General features: G+C 70.2%; 20 protein-coding genes and 1 pseudogene. 1 reads left to right on the top strand and 20 read right to left on the bottom strand.

Going from position 1 to position 20,085, the window contains the following annotated elements; translation table 11 throughout:
* Positions 1-438: 438 nt before the first annotated feature.
* From HNR24_RS14390 to HNR24_RS14095, 8 genes and pseudogenes are all read right to left on the bottom strand, one after another.
* Positions 439-1,497 (bottom strand): annotated as a pseudogene (locus HNR24_RS14390) (recombinase family protein); the annotation flags it as partial.
* A 164-nt stretch (positions 1,498-1,661) separates the two neighbouring features.
* On the bottom strand, positions 1,662-1,910 hold the full coding sequence (locus HNR24_RS10075) for a hypothetical protein (protein ID WP_135446882.1): 249 nt from the start codon (positions 1,908-1,910) through the stop codon (positions 1,662-1,664).
* Positions 1,907-2,479 (bottom strand): hypothetical protein, encoded by a 573-nt coding sequence (locus HNR24_RS10070; protein WP_135446884.1) that lies wholly within the window; start codon positions 2,477-2,479, stop codon positions 1,907-1,909. Before HNR24_RS10070 ends, HNR24_RS10075 begins: the two co-directional genes overlap by 4 nt.
* 19 nt (positions 2,480-2,498) lie before the next feature.
* Positions 2,499-2,945 carry a single-stranded DNA-binding protein gene (locus HNR24_RS10065; protein ID WP_135446886.1) on the bottom strand — a complete coding sequence of 149 codons (447 nt, stop codon included), beginning with the start codon at positions 2,943-2,945 and terminating at the stop codon, positions 2,499-2,501.
* 91 nt (positions 2,946-3,036) lie between these two features.
* Positions 3,037-4,824, bottom strand: a complete 1,788-nt coding sequence (locus tag HNR24_RS10060; protein ID WP_135446888.1) for a type IV secretory system conjugative DNA transfer family protein — start codon at positions 4,822-4,824, stop codon at positions 3,037-3,039.
* Entirely contained in the window at positions 4,821-5,405 is a 585-nt protein-coding gene (locus HNR24_RS10055; RefSeq protein ID WP_135446890.1) for a hypothetical protein, read from the bottom strand. The genes HNR24_RS10060 and HNR24_RS10055 overlap by 4 nt, the downstream gene beginning before the upstream one ends.
* On the bottom strand, positions 5,402-6,889 hold the full coding sequence (locus HNR24_RS10050) for a putative type IV secretion/conjugal transfer ATPase (protein WP_135446892.1): 1,488 nt from the start codon (positions 6,887-6,889) through the stop codon (positions 5,402-5,404). Before HNR24_RS10050 ends, HNR24_RS10055 begins: the two co-directional genes overlap by 4 nt.
* Positions 6,886-8,118, bottom strand: coding sequence for a hypothetical protein (locus tag HNR24_RS14095; protein ID WP_240689143.1), 1,233 nt, complete (start codon positions 8,116-8,118; stop codon positions 6,886-6,888). The genes HNR24_RS10050 and HNR24_RS14095 overlap by 4 nt, the downstream gene beginning before the upstream one ends.
* Before the next feature lie 119 nt (positions 8,119-8,237).
* Here HNR24_RS14095 and HNR24_RS10040 point away from each other — a divergent pair, with 119 nt between their 5' ends.
* Complete coding sequence (locus tag HNR24_RS10040) at positions 8,238-8,678, top strand: hypothetical protein (protein WP_135446894.1); 441 nt, start codon at positions 8,238-8,240, stop codon at positions 8,676-8,678.
* A gap of 12 nt (positions 8,679-8,690) precedes the next feature.
* Here the strand turns inward: HNR24_RS10040 and HNR24_RS10035 are convergent, their stop codons facing one another.
* The 12 genes from HNR24_RS10035 to HNR24_RS09980 all read right to left on the bottom strand — a co-directional run bounded on the left by HNR24_RS10035 (position 8,691) and on the right by HNR24_RS09980 (position 20,018).
* Entirely contained in the window at positions 8,691-10,163 is a 1,473-nt protein-coding gene (locus tag HNR24_RS10035; RefSeq protein WP_182495687.1) for an SCO6880 family protein, read from the bottom strand.
* A 6-nt stretch (positions 10,164-10,169) separates the two neighbouring features.
* Positions 10,170-11,582, bottom strand: a complete 1,413-nt coding sequence (locus HNR24_RS10030; RefSeq protein WP_135446898.1) for a conjugal transfer protein TrbL — start codon at positions 11,580-11,582, stop codon at positions 10,170-10,172.
* 38 nt (positions 11,583-11,620) lie between these two features.
* Positions 11,621-11,941: a DUF6112 family protein gene (locus tag HNR24_RS10025; protein WP_135446900.1), complete on the bottom strand. Its 321-nt coding sequence runs from the start codon at positions 11,939-11,941 to the stop codon at positions 11,621-11,623.
* A gap of 194 nt (positions 11,942-12,135) precedes the next feature.
* Positions 12,136-12,402: a DUF6112 family protein gene (locus tag HNR24_RS10020; RefSeq protein ID WP_135446902.1), complete on the bottom strand. Its 267-nt coding sequence runs from the start codon at positions 12,400-12,402 to the stop codon at positions 12,136-12,138.
* A 6-nt stretch (positions 12,403-12,408) separates the two neighbouring features.
* Entirely contained in the window at positions 12,409-14,067 is a 1,659-nt protein-coding gene (locus tag HNR24_RS10015) for a M23 family metallopeptidase (protein WP_135446904.1), read from the bottom strand.
* A gap of 18 nt (positions 14,068-14,085) precedes the next feature.
* Positions 14,086-14,793 carry a hypothetical protein gene (locus HNR24_RS10010; RefSeq protein ID WP_135446906.1) on the bottom strand — a complete coding sequence of 236 codons (708 nt, stop codon included), beginning with the start codon at positions 14,791-14,793 and terminating at the stop codon, positions 14,086-14,088.
* Positions 14,794-14,859: 66 nt separating this feature from the next.
* The gene (locus HNR24_RS10005) at positions 14,860-15,879 is read right to left on the bottom strand and encodes a ParB N-terminal domain-containing protein (RefSeq protein WP_135446908.1); all 1,020 of its coding nucleotides are present in this window, start codon (positions 15,877-15,879) and stop codon (positions 14,860-14,862) included.
* Positions 15,876-16,769, bottom strand: a complete 894-nt coding sequence (locus tag HNR24_RS10000; protein ID WP_135446909.1) for a hypothetical protein — start codon at positions 16,767-16,769, stop codon at positions 15,876-15,878. Before HNR24_RS10000 ends, HNR24_RS10005 begins: the two co-directional genes overlap by 4 nt.
* A 6-nt stretch (positions 16,770-16,775) precedes the next feature.
* A complete protein-coding gene (locus HNR24_RS09995) occupies positions 16,776-17,174 on the bottom strand; it encodes a hypothetical protein (RefSeq protein WP_135446911.1) in 399 nt (132 codons plus the stop codon).
* Entirely contained in the window at positions 17,171-17,932 is a 762-nt protein-coding gene (locus HNR24_RS09990) for a DUF2637 domain-containing protein (protein WP_182495686.1), read from the bottom strand. The genes HNR24_RS09995 and HNR24_RS09990 overlap by 4 nt, the downstream gene beginning before the upstream one ends.
* Entirely contained in the window at positions 17,932-18,906 is a 975-nt protein-coding gene (locus HNR24_RS09985; protein ID WP_135446913.1) for a bifunctional DNA primase/polymerase, read from the bottom strand. Before HNR24_RS09985 ends, HNR24_RS09990 begins: the two co-directional genes overlap by 1 nt.
* On the bottom strand, positions 18,903-20,018 hold the full coding sequence (locus HNR24_RS09980) for an ArdC-like ssDNA-binding domain-containing protein (RefSeq protein ID WP_135446915.1): 1,116 nt from the start codon (positions 20,016-20,018) through the stop codon (positions 18,903-18,905). The genes HNR24_RS09985 and HNR24_RS09980 overlap by 4 nt, the downstream gene beginning before the upstream one ends.
* Positions 20,019-20,085: the final 67 nt, after the last annotated feature.

Genomic DNA, 20,085 nt, shown 5'->3' with positions numbered 1-20,085 from the left:
CTTGTCGAAGAAGGCTTGGTTGGCGATCCTGCGGAGCGAATCGTCGATGCTCATGTAGATGGCGTGCATGTCCCCGGCGAGGGCGAGGCAGTCGTCCAGGTGGGCTTTGGCTTGGTCGTACTCGATGTCGCCGGCGTTGATCTGCGCGTCGAGGAACGCGAGCCGCCGCGCGATGCGGTCCTGCTCGGTGCCGAGCAGGTCGAGGGGCACGGCTCCGGCGTAATGAGCCTGCATGAGCTTGGTGCGCTCGTCACGGAGCGCGTCGCGTTCTGCCTTGTACCCCTGGGCCTCGTGCTTGGCGACCTGGTGCAGTCGGTCGAACTCACTGGTGACCAGCTCGCGCAGCGCGGTGACGACGTGTTCGGGTATCTGGACGTGGCGGTAGTAGTCCTCGACGGCGGCTTCGATGTCGGGCACGAACATGGACTTGCGTTCGCAGTTGGTGCGGCGGGCGTGCCGGCCGGTGCACATGAAGTACGGGTAGATGACGCCGCGGCGGCTCTTGGCGTTGGTCAGCGTCAGCCGGGACCCGCACTGCCCGCAGTACAGGCTGCCTTTCAGGTAGTGGTCATGGGACTGGGTCTTCTCCCCGGAGGTCTGGTGCGCGGTGAGCACCGCCTGGACGCGGTACCAGACCTCGGGCGCGACCAGCGGTTCGTGCAGGCCGTCGTAGCTGGCACCGCGGAAGCGGACGCTGCCCTTGTAGTAGGGGTTGGTGAGCATCTTGTGGATCGTGGACAGCACCGGCGGCTTGGAGGGCCGCTTCGGGGTCGGCACGGTGGTCAGGCCCCGGTCGATGAGTTCCTCGCGCAGGCTGATCGTGGAGTAGTTCCCGGTGGCGTAGGCCTCGAAGGCCCACGTGATCAGTGGTGCCCGGTCGGGGTCGACTTCGACGGTGCGGACCTCGCGGCCGAGTTCGTCACGCTTGGTGACGTTGAGGTAGCCCATCGGGGCCTTGCCGTTGGTCCCGCCACCCTGGGCTTTCTGGTTCATGCCCTTGGAGACCTCGCCGGCGAGGTTCCGGGAGTAGAACTCCGCGATGGTGGACATGATGCCGTGCAGCAGCATCCCGGACGGGGTCTCGTCGATGTTCTCGGTCGCGGAGACGAGCATGACCCCGGCCTCTTTGAGGGCGAGGTGGATGGTCACGTCGTCGGCGCGGTTGCGGGCGAGCCGGTCGACCTTGTGAACAATGCAGTAGGCGACCTGGTGGGTCTTGACGTACTCGATCATCCGCATCAGCTCGGGCCGGTCGGCCTTGCGGGCGGACTCGCCGGCGTCGACGAACTCCTCGGTGATGATCGCGTTCAGCTCGCGGGCCTTGCGCAGGTTCGCCTCGCGCTGAGCGGGGATCGAGAAGCCCTCGTCCCGTCCGCCCTTGGAGGCCTGCTCTTTGGTTGACACGCGCAGGTAGGAGACGGCGAGTGTGGTGGTCTCGCCGATGCGATCGAGCGCGGTGGCGGCGGGTGGCTGCTGTGCAGTGGTCGTGGCGGTCATGGGTCGTGTTCCCTTCCCCGGTGGTCGGGGCCAGCACGAGCGGCGGCTACCGCTGGTGCGGTGCGACTCGTAATGGGGAAACACGACCCGGCAGCTCCGAAGGAGCCGGCCGGGTAAGCCACGAAGGCCAAACAGGACTGCGCACCACGACCAAGCCCGAAAGCTCAGCCGTTGGCTTCTTGCGCTTCTGATTCTACCTCGCCGTCCCGACATTGCTCTGAGGCCGGCAGGACGGTGTCGGCGTCCGTCGCGGGCGTGGTGCGGTCCTGCTCGGCGCGGGAGCGGGCCATGCCGATGAACAGTTGGACGAGCTTGTGCAGGTCTGGGCTCTGCCGCGGCTCGGCCTCGATCCGGTAATCCCGCATCCTCTCCGGCAGCCGCTCATCCCTGTCGCGGGAAGCCCGGCCGGTCACGGGACTTCTCCGGTGCGCTCATCGAGGCTGCGGAAGAACGCCTCCTCGGCCTCGCGGCGGGCTTCGACCTGATCGAAGACGAACTGTACGAAGTCCTCCCCGCGGTCGGCGATGATCACGTCCTCCACAGGCGGTGCGGGGTCTTCGCCGGGCCAGGTGGTCTGGCGGGTGGGTCGGTCGCGGTCCAGGCGGGTGCCGGAGGCGGCGACCCATTCGCGGAGCCGGTTCCGGGCGTCGGCGAAGTCACGATGCCAGCCGAACGGCGCGGACCCGGCCTGCTCGGGGTCATAGGCGCCCAGCCAATGCAGATGCAGAGCCGACAGCTCCCACACCAGCTCGGGGTGGCGGTGCCAGAACGGAGGCACCACGCTGGCGGGTAGTCCGTAGGTGCGGCGCAGCCACGCCACCCAGTCGTTGAGCGCGAGCCACTCGACTTCCAGATCGTCGGCGGACAGCAGGTTCCAGTTCACCGGGTGCGGCGGCTCGGCCACATCGTCCGCTCCGGCGTCGGGCCCGTCGTCCGGGTCGAAGTGGTCGGGCTCGTCAGGCTCAGGGGTGTACTCATCCATCGTCGTCAGCCCCTTCCGGTCACAGGCTCACGGCCGCGGGCGATGCGGTGGCCGGGCGGTGCTCAGGTGCGGTGAACGCGGTCGCGTCGCGCTCGGGCGGGCTGCGGCGGGGTGTGCGGTCGACGTCGTAACGGGTGCGGGCCATGTCGTGGCCGAGGCGGCGGGCGACGAACTCCTCACCTTCGACGTTCTGCCCGTCGCGCTGATAGCTGTACTCGCGGACATAGCCGTCGGCAATGACCTTGTCGCCCTTGGCCAGTCGTTCGTGGCCCTGCTCAGCGGCGGCCTTGAACGCGACCAGGTTGTGGAAGGTGGTCTCCAACTGCGTGAACGACCCGTCCTGCTCTTGCCGGTAGTGCTCCTTGCCGACCTTCATATACAGCCGGGCATCACCGTTCTCCGTGCGACTGAGCTGCGGGTCGGACGCGACAAACCCCGAGAACGACTGCTGAGTCTGGATAGCCATCGGACTCTCCTCCTGACACTCACGCGACCCCCGTTAGGAACCGCTCGTGTCAGGCAGGTGCACCCACGCGCCCCACAGATGACAAGGGAGGTCAGGTGTCGGCGGGGCGACGCAGCAGCGCCTCGATGGCCGCGCCGTCCGTGCCGAGCTGGGCGGAGTTGGGGCGTGTCGGCCAGGGCCGCAGGCCGGTCACGATCGGCGGGGCGGACCGCAGCAGGGTGACGCCGGTGCCAAAGGGCAGGGTGCGGATGCGGTCGGGCGGGAGGATCGGCACCCTTCTGATGGAGCGTTGGTTCGATCTGGTGCCGTGGTCGCCGAGGGTCACCGAATCGGTGTACTCGTCCCGTTCGCCGATCAGCGAGGAGAGGTCTTGGAGGTCGCGGGAGTTGGAGGCGCCGCCGAGGATGATCTTGACGATGGAGGCATCCCAGATCGCGCCGGCGGCGTTGTCGCCCCACTTCTCCCGCGCTTGTGCGAGGGACTGCAAGACGGGGAGGCAGGTGATGCCGGTGCCGCCGCCCTCGGCCATCAGCGTCGGCAGCGACGGCAACGGGCTGAGGTTGCCGATCTCGTCCAGGGCGAGCAGCAGGGGCGGGTCGAGCCGGGCACCCGGTGAGCGGGCGGCGAGGCGGCGGGCGGCTTCCACGAGGTCTTCCACGAACGCGGCCACGAGGGACGCGGACGCCCCGGCACCCGCACCCGTCGCCAAGAGAAACAGGGTCCCGCGCTGTTGGAGGAAGGCTTCGGGGTCGAAGTCCTCGCCCTCGCGAGCAGTCACCGCGTCGAGGACGCGCGGGTCGGCCAATGCTGAGAGGGCGAGGGAGACGCCTTGCCAGATGGAGTCGCGCGTCTTGGGGTCGGAGTCGATCATCGCGCCGAGGGAGTCGGCCCATCCGGTGGCTGCGCCGGGGTGGTTCGTGAGGACGGCGACGGCTTCGGCCGCGATGGAGGGGTCCAGGGTCCACCGGAACAGCTCGGCCGGCGGCCGGCCGTCCAGAGCGGCGGCGTGCAGCAGGGCTTGGAGAGCGGTGCGGGTCTTGCCTTCCCAGAACCCGCCCGACTCGACACCGCCGTAAGACAGGCCGGTGGAGGCGGCGAGGCCGGTGGCGCGGATCATCGCCGTCAACGGGTCCTCACACCCCCGCACCGGGGACCACCGCAGGCCGGCGGGGACGCCTTCGGCGAGGTGCTGGGGGTCGAACACTCCCACCGGCCGCCCGTCCCGCGCTCGGGCTTTCAGGGTGGCGGTGAGGTTGTCCGGCCGCGTTGACGTGGTCACGACCGCTCCCGGCGCATCCAAGATGGCATTGATGACCACGTGCAGGCCCTTGCCTGACCGGGGTGGGCCGAGCAGCAGGATCGAGTCCTCCACCGATGCCCACACCTGTTTGCCGTGGCTGGTGCCGAGCAGGTACCCGACATCGCCTGGTGAGGGTTGCTCCACGGAGGGGCGCAGTGTGCCGGCGCGGCGCAGCAGTGCCTTGCCGGAGGCGGTTTGACTGACTTCGTGGCCGGTGGCGGTGCCGGCCAGGCGGCGGGGGTCGGTCTCGGTCTTGCGGGTGTGACGGCGCAGCCACACCCACACCCACCCGCCACCGACGCACAGGCCCGCGAGCAGGAGGCCGGTGACGATCCAGTAGACGACCGGGTTCAACCCTGCGGCGTCGAGCGCGGCGGCGGGGTCGGCGGGGTTGAACAGCACCCCGAGCCCCGACGCCGGTCCCGCGGCGGGCTGGTTGGTGCCGGTGAGGAACGCGGCCACGCTGCCTGATGCGCGCAGGATGAGCGCGACGCCGAACATGCCGACCAGCCCGATCAGGGCGGCGTTGGTCAGCTCGTCCCCGAACGACCCGGCCTGCCGGCCCTGCGGGCTGCTCACGGCACCCGCCTGACCACGATCGTGCCGGAGATACGCCCGTAGAGCACCGCCTCGCCCGCGTCGTCGCCCTCAGGCAGCGCGGCGTCGAGCTGTTGCTGGTCGAGCAGGGCTCGGGCGGCCCCGGTGCCGGTGGCGTCGGTGTGGGCGACGATCACGGCGACGGCGATGTCCTCACCGGGCACGAACCCGTCCCCGGTGACCTCAATCAGCACCGGAGGCTCGTGCTGCGTGGTGTGCTTGGCGCGGCGTGAACGCTGCGTCCCCGGCCCGGCCGGTTCGTCGTCGGGTGGTGGTGGGGTGGGTTTGCGGGCGCGGATGAGGTCGGTGAACACGGTCCCGTCGACCTCGCGGACCTCGATCCGCACCGCTACGGTGCGATCGTGGGTTACCGCGTCCAGCAGCGGCCCGAAGGTGCCCCGTGTCCACTCCGAACCCGCGGAAGGTGACGGGAACGGCGTGCCGTCGACGGTGACGTTCAGGGCGCCGTTCTCAGTGACAGTGATGACGACGTGTGGCAGCGCCACCGGTGTCTCGTCGGGCTGCTGGGACGGGGTGTGGTGCAGCGGGTTGCGGCCCTTCATGACTGACCGCCCAGGTAGCGGGCATCGGTCCGGAACAGTTCCAGCTCGACGGGATGGAGCTGGTGCTGCGAGATGAAGCTTCTGGACTTGATCTTCCACAGCCCCTGTCCGACGCCGAGGGTGGGGAGGAGCTTCTGCTCGGTCCCGGTCAGCCCGAGCGCGGCGGCGGTCGGGCCGAGCTGGTCGGACTCCTGCCGGTAGACGATCCGGGTCTCGGCGTTCGCCAACAAGGAGTTGGCGAGGGACCGCATCGCGGAACCTTGGTCGCCGACGTTGTCGAGGTCGGTGAGCTTGTGGAAGATCAGCATGTTCGCGATCCCGTAATGGCGCGCCAGCCGCCAGTGCGCGTCCATCCGCCGCAGCAGCGCGGGGTGGGACATGAGCCGCCAGGCCTCGTCGTAGATCACCCACCGTTGCCCGCCGGCCGGGTCCAGGAGCGCGGACTCCATCCATGCGCTGGAGCACGTCATCAGCACCGAGATGAGGGTGGAGTTCTCCGTCACCCGCGACAGGTCGAGGCTGATCATCGGCAGCGACGGATCGAACGCCACAGTGGAGGGGCCGTCGAAGAGCCCGCCGAGGTCCCCGGCAACCAGGCGACGCAGGGCATGCCCGACGAGCCGGCCATCCTCCCCGAGGCGCCCATCGTTGTCTTGGGATGGGGACAGGATGCGGTCCACGACCATCGGCAGGATCGGCACCGTGTTCTCCCGCACCGTCGCGGTCAAGGCGAGGTCGATGGCGGTGTGCTCCAGCGGCGTCAGCCCGCGCGCCAGCACGGTTTCGGCGAGGGCGCCGATCAGATCGCGACGCCGGGAGGCGACCGTGGAGGCCCACTGCTCATCCGACAGGCCGGAGGGCCGGTGGCCTTCATCGAGCGGGTTCAGTCTCGTGTGCAGCCCGTGACCGAGGACGATCGCCCTGCCGCCGACCGCTTCGGCGACCGCGGTGTGCTCGCCCTTGGGGTCGCCAGGCACGTAGACGCGGCGGCCGAACGGCAGGGACCGGGTGTAGAGGCTCTTGGCGAGGGATGACTTGCCGGAGCCGACGATCCCGGCCAGGACGATGTTGGGCGCGGTGATGATGCCGCGGGCATACAACACCCAGGGGTCGTACACGAATGACCCGCCGGAGTAGAGGTCTTGCCCGACGAACACGCCATCGGAGCCGAGGCCGCCTTCGGCGACGAACGGATACGCCCCCGCCAACGTCGCGGACGTGTCCTGATGGCGGGGCAGCCGGAACCGGCCCGGCGACCTCAGCGCAGCGGGTCCGGGTTCGCCGACGGCAGGCAGGTAGGTCGTCGCCCGGCGCTCGGCCTTCTCAGCTTCGGCCTTCGCCCGCGCCGCCTGCTTCTCGGCCCGACGTTGCTCGGCCTGGAGGCGGGCGGCGGCCTGGCGGCGTTGCTTGCGCAGCCGGCGTCGCTCGGCGGCAGGAGCGACCAAGACCGAGGTGTGCAGCCGCTCGGGCTCACTCGCGCTCACAGCGAGAGTCCTCGGGACTGCTTCACCGCAGCCACACCGGGATGCTCGAACCACGACGGATCGGGCGCCCTCCGCGACGGCACGGACGCCGCCTGTCTCGCTTCCGGCTCGGGGGCGCCGATCCCGGCGATTGCCTCCCGCGCCGGCACCACACCAGAGTCTTCGAGGACGTCGGCGGGCGGGGTGTGGTGTTCGCGGAGAAGGCTGACGTGGCCGGCGAACGGGTTGTAGGTGAGGGTGTAGCCGTCCTCGCCAGTGATCACCCGGTCCAGCGGCCCGGTCGGGGGCTTGTCGTAGACGTAGCCGTTCTCCAGTGCGGCCTGGGTGGTCTCGTCCCCGTAGTCATAGCCAGCGAGGTGTTCGAGCGCCGCGGCGGTGCCGTCCCGGTCGATCACGTCGAGTACCTGGTCGGCTTCCTCGCCTTGGAGGAACACCACGCTGATCCACTGCCGGCCCGTCCCGGACGCTTCGCTTGCCGGGGCCGGCTCGGCGGGCTCGGTCAGCTCGGTGAGCGCGTCGGCGTTGGTGCGGGCTGCCTCGGCCACCCATTCCGGGAACAACCCTGTGTGCTCGGGCGTGCTGTCGGGATGGTCGAGGGCGTACTGGCGGGCCTCGCCGGCGGCGCCAAGGAACGTGGCGAGGTCGCGGATCGCATGGTCGGGGTCGACGGGCTGGCCGGCGCCGGTGAACAGGTCCCGACCCTCCAGCTCCCGCCCCGTAGTGGTGTCGATGATCCGGTAGGCATAGCGCTGATGCTCACCCGCCGGCGTATCGGGCCACACCGTCAACGTGAGTGTCCCGGCCTGCACGGTCGTGGTCGCGGGGTCGCCATCGAGGCGCGCGGCCAGTCGTTCACGGGCAGCGTCTCGATCCACGACTGGCTCGGGGTGCCACGCGATTCGCCCGGAGTGGGAGAACGCGGTGTTGAGGTGGTCGTGGGCCTGGTCGAGCAGGGTCCCGGCTCGGTGCAGCTCGTCGGCGGCAGCGAGCGCGGAGCGGTCCCCGGCGAGGTGGTCGCCGTCATCGTGCTGTGCCCGGTCCCGGTGGGCGAGGTGAGTATTGGCGAGCTGGTCTAGCACCTGCCGCAGCGATCGCATGGTCGCGGTGAGGTCACCGAACACGGTGTAGGTGTCGGCCGGGTCATCGAACACACGGGAGGCGTGGGCGAGACCCCGCATCGCTTCGGACGCCTCGGCGGCATCGGTGAGCGGGTCGCGGAACGTCGGCATGATGGGGTCTCCCAGACTGATTGAGGGCGTGTGCTCTCAGGTGCGCGGGGTGTCCCTTATCGACGGAAGCCACTGATAGCGGACAGGAGGTGTCCGTGGTGGCGTCTACGGTCGATGACATGACGAGCATTCAGCAGACGCGGACTGTCGCGCAGAAGATGGGCGTCAAGCCCGGCCTGCGTGCGTATCTGCGCGACGCGCCGGCGACGGCTGTCACGGCGATGGGCCTTCCTGACCTCGACGTTCCTGAGACGTTGACGGGCGAGTTGGACTACCTGCATCTGTTCGTCGTTACCCAGGACCGGCTGCGTGAGCAGTTCGGCGAGCTGCGTGACCGACTCCGTCCGGGCGGGATGCTGTGGGTTTCGTGGCCCAAGGGCGGCAAGCTCGGCACCGACCTGACCATCAAGTCGGTGATCGCGATCGGTTACGAACTGAACATGGTCGAGAGCACCTGCCTGCGTATCGACGAGGTCTGGTCGGGACTGAAGTTCACCCACCCCAAGCCCGGCAAGACCTACGCCAACAGCTACGGCACCCTCCCAGACCAGCGGACCTGACTGCGGGCGTGCTCATACGCGGCGGCAGAGTGGAAGGGCGGCGGCGGTGAACGCGGCGGCCTGCTGCCCGACCAGGAGGCGGGTCTCGCAGGAGGCTTGGATCGCGGCCTGCTCGATCGCCGCCACCCCGGCGTCCAGCTCCTCGACGGTGGGTGCGGAGACGGCGATGAGGCCGGTGTAGCGGAGGATGCCGTGGCCGGCGGTGAGGTCGGCTTCCTGTTGGAGCACGTCGTGGTACTCCGCGGTCTGCGCCGCGTCCTCGATCTGCCCGATCTTCGCCCGTTGAGCCTGGTCGGAGATGTGCTCGACCTTCTTCTTCCGGATGTCGCGGGCCGCGGCATCGGAGCGCAGCGGCGTGCACAGCAACGAGAAGCTCCGCTGAATCCCGGTCGAGAGCAGCACCGGGGACAGGAAGCCGGGATAGACCAGCGAGCGGGGCCACTCCGAGACCCACAGCACCGCGTGGTGCGCCGAGTCGGTGCGCAGCCGCGACCAGGACTCGTTGACCGCGACCGGCCCGGCGGTGGCGAGGGACTGGCCGAGCTGTCCGTGGCGTTCGAGGGTGGCGGCGATCGCCGGGTCATAGGCCGAGCGGAGGATCACTGCGATCTGTCCTGGGGTGAGCCATCCCGAGGGTGCCAGGTCGGCCGAGCGCAGCGCCGCGACGAGGGTGTTCATCTCTTGGCGCAGGACCGCGGCCGCGCCGCGCAGGCCGCCGCCGGCGGTCCTGATCTGCCGCGCGGCCGTGTTCATGTCCAACGCCAGCGACAGCGTCGTCGCGTGCCTCTCGCCTGCGGGACCTGCGCGGTCGATCAGCTCGGCGTACGTCTGTGCGGCCCAGGTGTCGTCGGCGGTGCCGTGCGCTTCCCACCATTCCGCGAGGCCGGTACCGGAGTCCGGCAGGGTGCGTTCCAGGACTTGCAGGGTGGCGATGCGGCCGGAGCGGCACACGGTCGCCAGGACACGGCCCCAGGAGGTGACGCGCCGTTCCTGCTCGCCCGGATCGAGGAGCACGAACGCCGGATGCGTGACCTCGCAGACCACCGTCAGCGTGGCGGCGGTGGGGTCGTGGATCATCCCCGCGTTCGTTTCGGGGTCGGTGTACTCGCGGAGTCGCGCCATGTCGCCGGGCAACGCGAGTGTTCCCACTGGTCGGGGCTTGACGACGTGGCGGCGGTAGAGGAGTTGGCCGCCGGTGGTGCGCCAGAGCCACCAGCACGCGACCGGCAGCCATTCCACCGCCGGCCGTCCGGCGACCGGTATCCAGGTCAGGGCGGCGGCGATGACCCAGATGGGGGCGGTGTAGGCGAGCAGGATGCCACCCCCGGCGTAGAGGGCACCGACGACCGAGAGGACGCCGGTGGCGAGGGTGATGAGCTGCGCCAACGACAGTCCCAACAACACGCCGCGGCGGGTGAGGCGGGAGAACTTCACCGGCACCAGCTCACCCGACGACCCAGCGGGCTCGGTCTGCTTCGCGGACATGGCGGCTCACTCCTTCCCGGTCGGCTTCGGCGCCGGCGGCGGGGGCTGCTTCGGCGGACGTGCCTCCGGCTGGGACGGCCCCGCCGTGGGTCCCGCGCCGGGCGTCTTGGGTGCCGGGGTCGACGGCGGGGGCGCCTGCGCGGGCGGCGGGGTGGTGCCCGTCTGGCCCGCGGAGTCGGCGGTGGAGTCGGCTTGGTTGCCGATGGCCTCGCCCGCCTTGGGTCCGGCGGTGGCGGCGTCCTTGGCGACCTTCGCCGCCACGACAGCGGCTGCGGCCGGACCAGCCGCCGCACCCGCGCCAGCCCCACCGCCCGCACCTGCTCCTGCGGAGCTGCTGGCGGCCGCCTTGCTGCCCGCGCCAGCGGTGCCGCTGGAAGAGGCTGGTGTGGGGTTCTTCGGCTCCGGCGGCTTCTTCCCACCGCCACCACCGCCACCGTCGTTGTCGTCGAGGACCTTCTTCGGCTCACCGCCGCCGTTGCCGCCGGGCTTGGAGGGGACCGGGACGGGACTGTTGAGGGCGTTCTTTGCGTCCTGTTCGGAGCCGATGGCGTGGTACATGTCGAACCCGACGAACGCGATGAACTTGTAGGTCAGATACGGGGCGAACGCGGCCATCGCCATCAGCACGATCCCGGCGATCGGATCGGCCACCGAGGCCAGGTCGCCGTCGATGGGTGCGCTGACTTGGGTGATGGCGACGAGGAACATCACGACCAGGACGAGCTTGGAGCAGATCAGTGCGATGACGAACATCGCCCACTTGCTGATCCATCCCCGACTGGCATCCCACGACGCCCCGGAGAAGGCGAGGGGTGCGAACACGATGGCCACCAGCAGCAGCGCCTTCCTGACCAGCAGGGAGAGCCAGACGATGGCGGCGGCGGCGATCGCGAGGCCGGCGAGGAAGATGGTGATGATCGCGCCCACGCCGGGGGCGGCGATGTTGATGCCGACCAGGCCGGCGGCGAGCAGGGCGATCTTGTCGCCCATGCTCTCGGTGGTCTCCCCGGCGGCCTGGATGATCCCGATGCAGAGCTGGTCGACGATCTCCAGCAGCAATGCGGTCAGGGTGATGACGACGAAGCTGCCGAGCACGCTCTTGGCGAGCCCGAGTGCGGCACGGGACAAGGCGGTGGGGTCGCGTCGGATGAGGCCGGTGATGAGCTGGAGGCAGAAGAAGATCAGCATCACGAACACCGCGATGCCGAACAGGATGTTGTAGACGCTCACGTACTCCGGGCTGGTGACGTCCACGAGCGTGGTGGTGTCGAACACCGCCCAGACGGCCTCGAACAGCCACCCGGCGGCGGCGCCCATCGCACCGGCGAGCCAGTCGAACGGCGCCGACACCAGACTGGCAGCGGCCTCACCGGCGGTGTCGCAGACGGTCGAGACGAGGGGGATATCGCACACACCCACCGCAGATCACTCCTTCACGCCAGGGTCGAGTAGGGCGGTCAGACCTGCTGGCCGACGTTCCAGAAGAAGTTGATGAGCGTGACCGACGCCCCGCAGATCACCGCGGCGCCGCAGGAGACGAGGACGCCGATCTTGCCCCTGCCCGCGAGGTGGGGGTTGGAGGAGTTGGCGCCGAAGCCCCACACGATCGCGCTGATGATGAGTGCCAGGACGGAGAGGATCAGGCCGACGGTCATGACGGCGCCGACGATGGTGCGCAGCTGCGCGATGCCGGGCAGGCCGTCGCTGTTGGGGTCGATGTTGATGTCCATCGGCACCACGAGCGGTGCGGCGAGGACGGTGGTGGCGAGGTCGAACACGATGGGCTCCTGACAGGAACAGCCCGCCAGAGACGGCGGGGAACACGGACGGGGTTCACGCATCAGGTGCGCCCCACCTCCACGTGTCCGAGTCCGACCACCGAGAGGCGCAACAGACGGATGCCGCCCCACCCCGGCAGGGCGAGACGGCATCCGTGGCGCGACGATGGATGACGGCGGCGGCGTGCGGGGTGTCAGAGCTGGTCGCCGAGGGCGATGAGCCAGTTCATCCACGCGACCCCGCCGCCGGCCAGTACCGCGGCGCCCAGGGCGACGAGGACACCGGTGCGGCCCTTGCTCGCGATGGCGTGGTTGCCGTTTGCGGCGGCGATCGCCCACACGATCGCGGACACGATCAGCATGAGCACCGCGACGATCAGCACGAACGTCAACAGCGCACCGATCACCGCACGGAGGTCACCGATGCCGCCGAGCCCGTCGAAGTCCGGGAACACGTCCATGACCGCTCAGCTCCCGGCTCGTACGGAGACATGGACGTGGTCGGCGTGCGATCCGGTGATGCTGTCGGGGTCGTGCATGCCGCCGCCGTCGTAGGGACGCCAGCCCTCGGCGTCGCGGGCGAGAGACCAGATTTTTCCGTCCCAGATCAGGTACTCCACGCCCAGGGCTTCGGCATGGGTCTTCATCCAGTTCGTCACGTCCCAGCCGAGCTCGCGCTGCGCCGGGGTCGGGCGCTGGCCGATGGCGTTGCCGAACGTGCCGTCACAGGCGCGGCCGAGGGGGTGTTCGGAGACGGAGCCGGGGCGGGGTGAGTAGCAGGCCCAGCTCGTGTCGGGGAACGCGACGATCGTCTGCTGATACAGGTGCAGCATCCGCGCGGTGATCTGCCCATCCGACGTGGGGTCGTCGACCATGCGGTTCGGGTCGCCCTCGAACGGCTCCGGCGACCCACCGGGAGCGCTGCCATTCTCAGGGTCGCAGTCCTCGCCGGGGGTGCCGGGGCCGGTCTCAGGTTCGGGCAGGTCGGCCGCGTCATGGGAGTTGAGCCAGGCGGCGGGGTCGGTGTGCTCACCGTTCGTGCCGCCGATGCGGACCTCGAAATGCAAGTGCGGACCCGTGGAGTTGCCGGAACTGCCGATGTCGCCGATGTGCTGCCCGGCGACCACCTGGTCTCCGGGCGCGACGTGGATGCCGTGCTCCCACATGTGCGCATACGCGGTCGCGACCGTCTGACCGCCGATGGTGTGCTCGATGACGATGAGCCCGCCGTAGCCGCCGGAGAACTCCGCCACCGTGACGGCGCCATCGGCTGCCGCGAGCAGCGGGGTGCCGTCCGGGGCGGCGAAGTCGGTCCCGGTGTGGAAGGAGTCCTCGCCGGTGATCGGGTGCACCCGCGGCCCGTACTCGGAGGTGAGGACCCAGGTGCCCTCCGGGACCGGGAACACCACCCGCGAGGACTCCGGCCGGGCAGCCTGTACGACCGGAACCGCGTCGCCACCCGCGGCCGTCGTGGTGGTGAGGGTGGACAGGATGGCCTCCGCGACCGGCTCGTAGTTGCGGTACCGGTCGGGGTAGGCGGAGACTTCGACGGCTTGGGCGGCCTCGCCCTTGTCCATGTCCTCCCAGCCGGGAATGTCCAACAGGCCCCGCGGCGAGGGGTGGTTCGGACCGGTGGGTCCGCCGAAGAACGCCTCCGCCTGATAGACGGGGTCCATCAGCTCGGCGACGGTTCCCCACCCGGACTGTGGCCGCATCTGGAACAGGCCCAACGAGTCGTGGTCTCCGCCGTCGCCGTCGTTGGGGTAGTTCGCGCTCTCGGGGTAGGCGCTGGTGTTGGAGAGCATCCGCAGGGTGGATTCGGTGAGTGCGGCCATCAACGCGATGACCAGCCCGTCGCGACTCACGCCGTCGATCCCGGAGCCGGTCTCGATGATCGTCGCGGCGTGGGTGAGCTGGGTCCGGTTCAGGGTGAAGGTCTCACCGTTCGCGGTGGTGACCTCCAGCTCGTCGGGGACGTCGCCAACGGTGAGGTTCGTCCCGCCGGGGACGACGCAGGCGCCGGTGGCGGTGAGGGCGGGGTTCATCACCACGCCGATCCCGACCAGGATCAGGGAGGGGGCGAGGAAGAGCACCGCGAGGGTGGCGATGGCGAGCTTCTTCAACACGACCGATCAACCCCCTGGCTACTGGAGGGGGTTGTCGAGCTGGGACAGCCGCAGCAGGTGGCAGGTGTCGTAGGTCGGTGCGCAGACGATGAACACCGTGAACGCCACCGCATGCTCCGAGGCGACTTGCTCGTCGTTCCAGACCCCGGTGCGGTGGCGGGTGCCCTCGATCGTGTACGCGATGGTGCCGGGCGCGAGCTGGCCCGGCTGGGCCTGCTCGACCGCCTCACCCCACGCCTCCGGCACATAGGCGTCCTCGATGGTCAGGTGCTGGGCGGTGGTGTACTGACGAAGCTCCAGCCAGGCTTCCCGCGACGGGAGGTATGCGGCGACGTCGGAGGCGAGCCCGGCCTGCTCCGCACCCGAGGGGTCGCCCACGGCGAGGATCACCGAGCTGTAGTCCAGCGGCATCAACCCGCTGCCGGTGTCCCAGGCGAACAACGCCTCGGCGACGTTGCCGGCGAAGGTCTCCGGGTCATCGGACGCCTCGACCTCCGGCAGCGCAGGCAGAGTCGGTGTTCCGGTCGGGCCGGGTTCGCCAGGTGAGGTGACCACCGGCCCCGGCCGCGTCCCGCTGTCCCCGCCGGGTGTATCGGGCTTCGGTCGCCCGGCCAGCAGGCCGTAGACCCCGATCCCGGCGAGCACCACGATCGCCACGAGCGCGGCGATGAGTGCGATGAGTCGGTGACGGGAACGAGGATCAGACGAGGCGAATGGGGTCTTCATACCCGGCAGGTGCGCCCACCCTGACCAGACGGAGGAACCCGAGGACGGCGATGGCGCACGGCCCGGTCAGAGGGCGCGCAGATGCCCCCGCGCCGCGGGGGCATCGTCGGCTGCCCGGCGGTCGCGGGCGGCGCGCAGCTCCTCGGCGAACCGGCTGGTGCCTTCGGCGGTGTCCAGGAAGCCCGCGATCTGCTCGTCGGTGAGTTCGGCGGCGAGCTGGTCGGGGTCGTAGTGGGTCCACCACTCGGTCAGCTCGCCCCAGGTGTGGATGAACGCCCGCACCGGATACCGCACCGGCTCCCCATCGACACCGGTCAGCGGCACCGGGCGCGGCACCGGCTGCTTGCCCTTCTGCTTCTTGGCGGCAGTGGCGCGGGCGACGGCCTCGTCGGCCATCTGATGTAGATCGGCCTCCCGCGCGCCCTGCGCAGCGATCGCCGCGTCGCGAACCGCCAGGTAGATGGGATGCACCGGGGCTCCGGCCTCGATCCGCTCCAGCCCCGCCTGTGCCTCAGCGCGCAGGCTCTCGGGTTGGGCGGGGTCGGCGGCGAGATGTTCGAGGTAGCCGATCTTCTCTAGGGTCGTGTGCGAGGCGCCGCCGGGGACCATCGCCGCCGCCTGTTCACGCGAGTCCCCCAAAGCGGTTGACGGTCCCGCAAAATTTGCGGGACCGTCACTCCCCGGCTGGTAGTCGCTGCTGAACTGCGTGGAGACCTTGCGGCGGGCGGCGTCTTCGGCCATGACCTGCTTCAGCTCCCGGTACAGGGCGGCGGCCTCGCGCTGGGTGAGCGGTTTGTGGAGCATGTTGTCGTCCTGTTCGGCCAGGAGCTGTCCGAGTCGGTCGGAGAGTCCGGAACGGACCCACACGTTGACCTTCTTCTCCCCAAGCCGCTTGATCGCCGCGAGCCGACGCGCTCCGCAGACGAGCACGCCGTCCGGGGTGACGGTGATGGGTTGCAGCAGTCCGTCGCGTTCGATGGAGGCGGCGAGTTCGTCGATGTCGCCCAGCTCGGTGCGGTGCCGCCGGCCGACCCGGATGGACTCGACCGTCCACTCCAGCTCGATGTGTCCCGGATCGAAACTCACTGCGCCTCACCCCCGGCGGGACGGCGCCGTGGGGCGGCCAGGGAGAGGGAGAGCACGAGGTCGTCGTCGCGCAGCAGCACCGGCAGCGTCTCGCCGATCAGCAGCCGCAACAGCACCCCCTTGCCGGCACTGGTGGCGGCGTAGGCGGGGTGGGGGTTGCCGAGCAGTGCCCGTAGCAGCACGGTCCACGAGGCGCGGGGCAGGTCGAGTAGGGCGCGGGCGTGCCGGTCTCGCCGCAACGCCTCGTAAGCGCTCTGCCGGGTACCGGCCCGCATCAGCGCCCCACAGACATGCTCCACCGACGCCCGCGCGGTCTCCGGTGCCCAGCCCAGCAGGCACAGCAACCCGATCGCGTCCTCGCTCGCCGACGCAGCGGACATGCACGCCTGATCCGAACCGCCGGAACCACTATCGCCCGCATCGGCGCTGGTGTCGGTCTCGGTGTCTACGGCACTGGGGTCGGTGACGTGGAAGGCCGGGTCATAGTCCATCAAGGCGTTGTCGCGATCGCCGAACCGCTCCGGGTCATGGAACGCGGACACGTGGGGGCGGCGGGCCTGGTGGACCGAGCAGAGCAGTCCTTGGGCGCGTTCCTCGAAGATGCAGGTGATCCGCACCCCGTGAGTGACCATCGCCCACGGATCGTCCGCGCGCCGGGTGGAGGCGTACTGCATCGCGTCGAACGCCGCCGACGCGGCTTCCCAAGGGTCCAGGCCGTGCTTGCGCGCTAATGGGGTGTACTTCTGCGCGGCGTAGGCCATCAGCTCCCGCGCCACGGGGTCGGAGGTCCATGCTCCCTCGCCTGCCTCGTGCAGTCGAGTCAGCAGGGTGCGCAAGCCCTCACCGGTGGTGAAGTCTGCCTCGTCGTGGTGGTCGGTTGTGGTGGTCATGGTCGGTCACCTGTTCATCCCGACACCCGAGCGCACCGGAGACTCGTGAGTAGCACCGCTGCGGCCGAAGGCGGACAGCGGCGGCAACCGGCGCGCCCGGTCGGCGAGGTCGTGCATCCGGTTCGCGATCGGGGCGCGGGCGCGGCGGGCCAGCTCTGCCTCGAAGTCGATACCCCGCCCCGACAGCGACGCGGAGTGCCGAGCGATCAAATCGGTGGGTCGCACCCACTCCACACCCCGCGCCCGCCTTCTGGCGATGGGCGTGCCCAGGTCGCCGTCGCGGCGGACGTGGGCGGCCTCCACCGCATCCGGCGTGCCGGTCTTCTCGACCGGCTCCGACTGCTCATGCCGCCGGTCGGGTGTCTCGTGCTGCTTCTCGTGCTGATCGTGCGGGTTCCCGTTCATCGGGTCGCCTCCTCACCATCGGTCATCTCAGGGGTGCTCGTGTCAGGAAGGTGCGCACGGGCGAACCAGCGGCCGACCGTGGACGGATGCACACCGAGTTCGCGGGCGATCCGCTTGTTCGACCACCCCGCGCCCCGCAGGTCCGCCGCCCGGTCCCTGCGCTCCAGTGCCGGTGCGGACGTAGACGTGTCGGGCACGTTCCTGCCCGCCCGATGGGCTGGCTCGCCCGCGGTGCGCGGCGTGGTCAGCTCTCGCGGCTGTGACGTTGACGGTGCGTCGAGGACCGCGGGGGACGAGGCCGTGGGGTCGGAGACCGCGGCCTCGGGACCGGCGGTGCCGGGTGCGGGACGGGTGAGAATGACGGTCAGGTGGGTGATCGCCAGCAGCACCACCGGCGGCACCGCCGCCACGCTGGCGGCCAGCACGCCGGGCACGTCGGCATCGGCGGCGACCACAGCGTGGATCGCGTTGGCGGCCACCGAGACCGCGGCGCCGCCGATCAGCAGCGCCCACGGATACCACGCCGTCTTCTGCCCAGCGAGAGCAACGACGGCGACGGTGGCGACGACGATGATGCCGTCCACGATCAGCGGCCACGCCCACGCCTGCCCCGCACCCACCCCGGACCTGGCGGCCAGGTCCACCAGTGCGGTGAAGGAGAGCCAGAACGCGCCGGCGGCGATGAACACCGTCCCGGACACCGCCGTCACCACCGCCCACCGGCGACCCGCTGCCCTGCTCGCGATCGGGGTGGTCATCACAACCCCCACACCCTTGATGACTCGGTTGACGGGCGAGCGGGATCACGGTTGAACCAGCCGTCCGCGGCCAGCGGCGACGAACCCCGCACCGGTGACGACCCATCGCGCGCGCCACGCCGGGCAGGTGCGGGGTGGACGGTGCGGTAGGCGGAACGGACCGTGGTGACGATCTCGCGCTCGGCGAGCCCAGCGTGACTGGCGGCCGCGGTCAGCACATCCAGCGCATCCGAGGCGGGGAGCCCGTTCTCCGCGAGGCGGCACGCGGCCCAGAACAGGCCACGGTTCCGCTCACCTTCACCACGGGCGGCGACCCACGCCGCCAACCGGGACACGTCCACATCGGCGTCCCGATCCACACCGCCAGACGCAGGACGGCTCGGTGTGGGGTGGGGGTCGAGGAAGTCCCGCAGCCGCTGCGCGTCTAGGACGCGGGCGGGGCCGGTGTTGACCTGCTCGACCTGGTACCCGCTTGTGGTGCCCTCGATGGAGCAGGTCGAGGGCGGGACGATGATGTAGCCGCCGTCGCCGCGGAAGTCGATCCCCGCGCGAGCCGCCTGCCACGACCGCTGCTCCGAGCCGGGCGTGGCCGGGTAGTAGGCGTGCATCCCGCCGGTGGGCGTGCGCACCAGCAGCTCCCACCCGTGCACCAGCCCGGCGCGGTGGGCACGGTCGAAGCTGGCGCGACCATCGACCGGGCCGTGCACATCGACATCCACCACGACCGCGCCCGAGGCGGCGCCGGTCGGGACGCCGATGTTCGCCCCCGGCGACTGCCGCCACCACGCCTCAATCTGATCCAGGTTGGTGGTGGCGTCGTGGAAGCCGTGCTCGGTCGCCGGCCGCTTCCCATACGAGGTGCATGGGAAGACCGGCACGCCCGCAGCCGCGAACTCGCGCGCGGCTGCCGACAGCGGCCATGACCCGTTCATCCGAAGCAGGACCGAGGAGACGGCGCCGTGCTCGGCCATCACAGCCCCCGCGCCTCGAACGCCGGCACCGGTACGGAGCGTGCACCTGGTTCAGGCAACGACGCCACCCGCCGCGGCGAAGTCGGCTCGGCTGCCGGTCGCGCATGTACGGCTACCTCGCGGTGGGCCGTGTCCCGCTCCAAGCCAGGTGGAGTGCCGTCACCGACCTGCGCGGTGTCGAGTCGGTCCAGGATCGCCAGGGCGGTCTTGCGGACCCGCTCCCCGGTGGCCTTGACCACCTCCACCGGCTCCTTGCCATCCACCCGAGCGGCCCAGGTGGAGACGTACGGGATCGTGTAACCGGAGGTGTCCATCCCGTGGGCGGCGCCGACCATCAAAGCGACGGACTCGGCCTCGACCTCACCGATCCCGCGATGCTGCCGCGCCTCCTCCTGGTCGGGACCGTGGAGCAGGACATGGCCGAGTTCATGAGCGAGGGTCTTGACCTGCGCGGCGGGGTCCATGTCCTCCCGCACCGCGACCGTGTTCGCGGAGTAGTCGGTCATCCCGTTCGCACCGTCGATCATCCCCGCATGCGGCACCCGCAGCACCGCGAACCCGGCCGCCTCCACCTGCTCAGAGAGGCCGTCCCACAACCCCGCGGGCGCCTCGCCTTCCAGCAAGTTTGGTGCTGGGGGCTCGGGGATCGGGTCACCAGAGGTCTGCGAGGCGTCCCACACATAGGCCGGGCGGACGCCCACCATCTTGGAGCGCACCACCTCACCGGCACGCGGCTTCTCACCCTTCCCAAGACGCCGCCAAGACTCCGCATCCGCAGGGTTCGCCGAGGCAAACCGGCCCGTCACGGGAGCGAGAATCTGATAGCCGGGCTGGCCCTTCTCCACCTGCCGGCCGAGTGTCTGCCACTGCTTGTAGCCGGCCACATACGACGGGAACGGCCCCGGAACCCGACCCTGCTCGTAGGCACCCTGATGTTGGTCCCAGATCAGCAGGGTGTTTGAGAACGATCTGGCCCTGAACTGTGCCGCGAATGCGAGCGCGCGCGACCAGTCCTCACCGGAGACGAGGTGTTCGACCGCCCCGGTCAGGCGCTTGTGCAGCTCATCGAGCTTCGCCTCCCGCGCCGCCTGCGCTCGCTCTCGTGTCGTCGCCATCGGCGTGTCCTCCCGATACTCTGAGCACCCGGCCGACCAGGCCCGGTGACCATTAGGTACGCCGCGA

It is taken from the genome of Nesterenkonia sandarakina (genome assembly GCF_014138825.1).
Lineage (GTDB): Bacteria > Actinomycetota > Actinomycetes > Actinomycetales > Micrococcaceae > Nesterenkonia > Nesterenkonia sandarakina.
This window is presented reverse-complemented; position numbering and strand designations above follow the sequence as displayed.

What these genes read in the sequence shown, in the direction of transcription:
- HNR24_RS09990 (WP_182495686.1), bottom strand. Translation starts at nt 17,932, where the DNA reads ATGACCACCCCGATCGCGAGCAGGGCAGCGGGTCGCCGGTGGGCGGTG.
- HNR24_RS09980 (WP_135446915.1), bottom strand. Translation starts at nt 20,018, where the DNA reads ATGGCGACGACACGAGAGCGAGCGCAGGCGGCGCGGGAGGCGAAGCTC.
- HNR24_RS10000 (WP_135446909.1), bottom strand. Translation starts at nt 16,769, where the DNA reads ATGACCACCACAACCGACCACCACGACGAGGCAGACTTCACCACCGGT.
- HNR24_RS10065 (WP_135446886.1), bottom strand. Translation starts at nt 2,945, where the DNA reads ATGGCTATCCAGACTCAGCAGTCGTTCTCGGGGTTTGTCGCGTCCGAC.
- HNR24_RS10035 (WP_182495687.1), bottom strand. Translation starts at nt 10,163, where the DNA reads ATGTCCGCGAAGCAGACCGAGCCCGCTGGGTCGTCGGGTGAGCTGGTG.
- HNR24_RS10010 (WP_135446906.1), bottom strand. Translation starts at nt 14,793, where the DNA reads ATGAAGACCCCATTCGCCTCGTCTGATCCTCGTTCCCGTCACCGACTC.
- HNR24_RS10020 (WP_135446902.1), bottom strand. Translation starts at nt 12,402, where the DNA reads ATGGACGTGTTCCCGGACTTCGACGGGCTCGGCGGCATCGGTGACCTC.
- HNR24_RS10040 (WP_135446894.1), top strand. Translation starts at nt 8,238, where the DNA reads ATGACGAGCATTCAGCAGACGCGGACTGTCGCGCAGAAGATGGGCGTC.
- HNR24_RS09995 (WP_135446911.1), bottom strand. Translation starts at nt 17,174, where the DNA reads ATGAACGGGAACCCGCACGATCAGCACGAGAAGCAGCACGAGACACCC.
- HNR24_RS10055 (WP_135446890.1), bottom strand. Translation starts at nt 5,405, where the DNA reads ATGAAGGGCCGCAACCCGCTGCACCACACCCCGTCCCAGCAGCCCGAC.
- HNR24_RS14095 (WP_240689143.1), bottom strand. Translation starts at nt 8,118, where the DNA reads ATGCCGACGTTCCGCGACCCGCTCACCGATGCCGCCGAGGCGTCCGAA.
- HNR24_RS10070 (WP_135446884.1), bottom strand. Translation starts at nt 2,479, where the DNA reads ATGGATGAGTACACCCCTGAGCCTGACGAGCCCGACCACTTCGACCCG.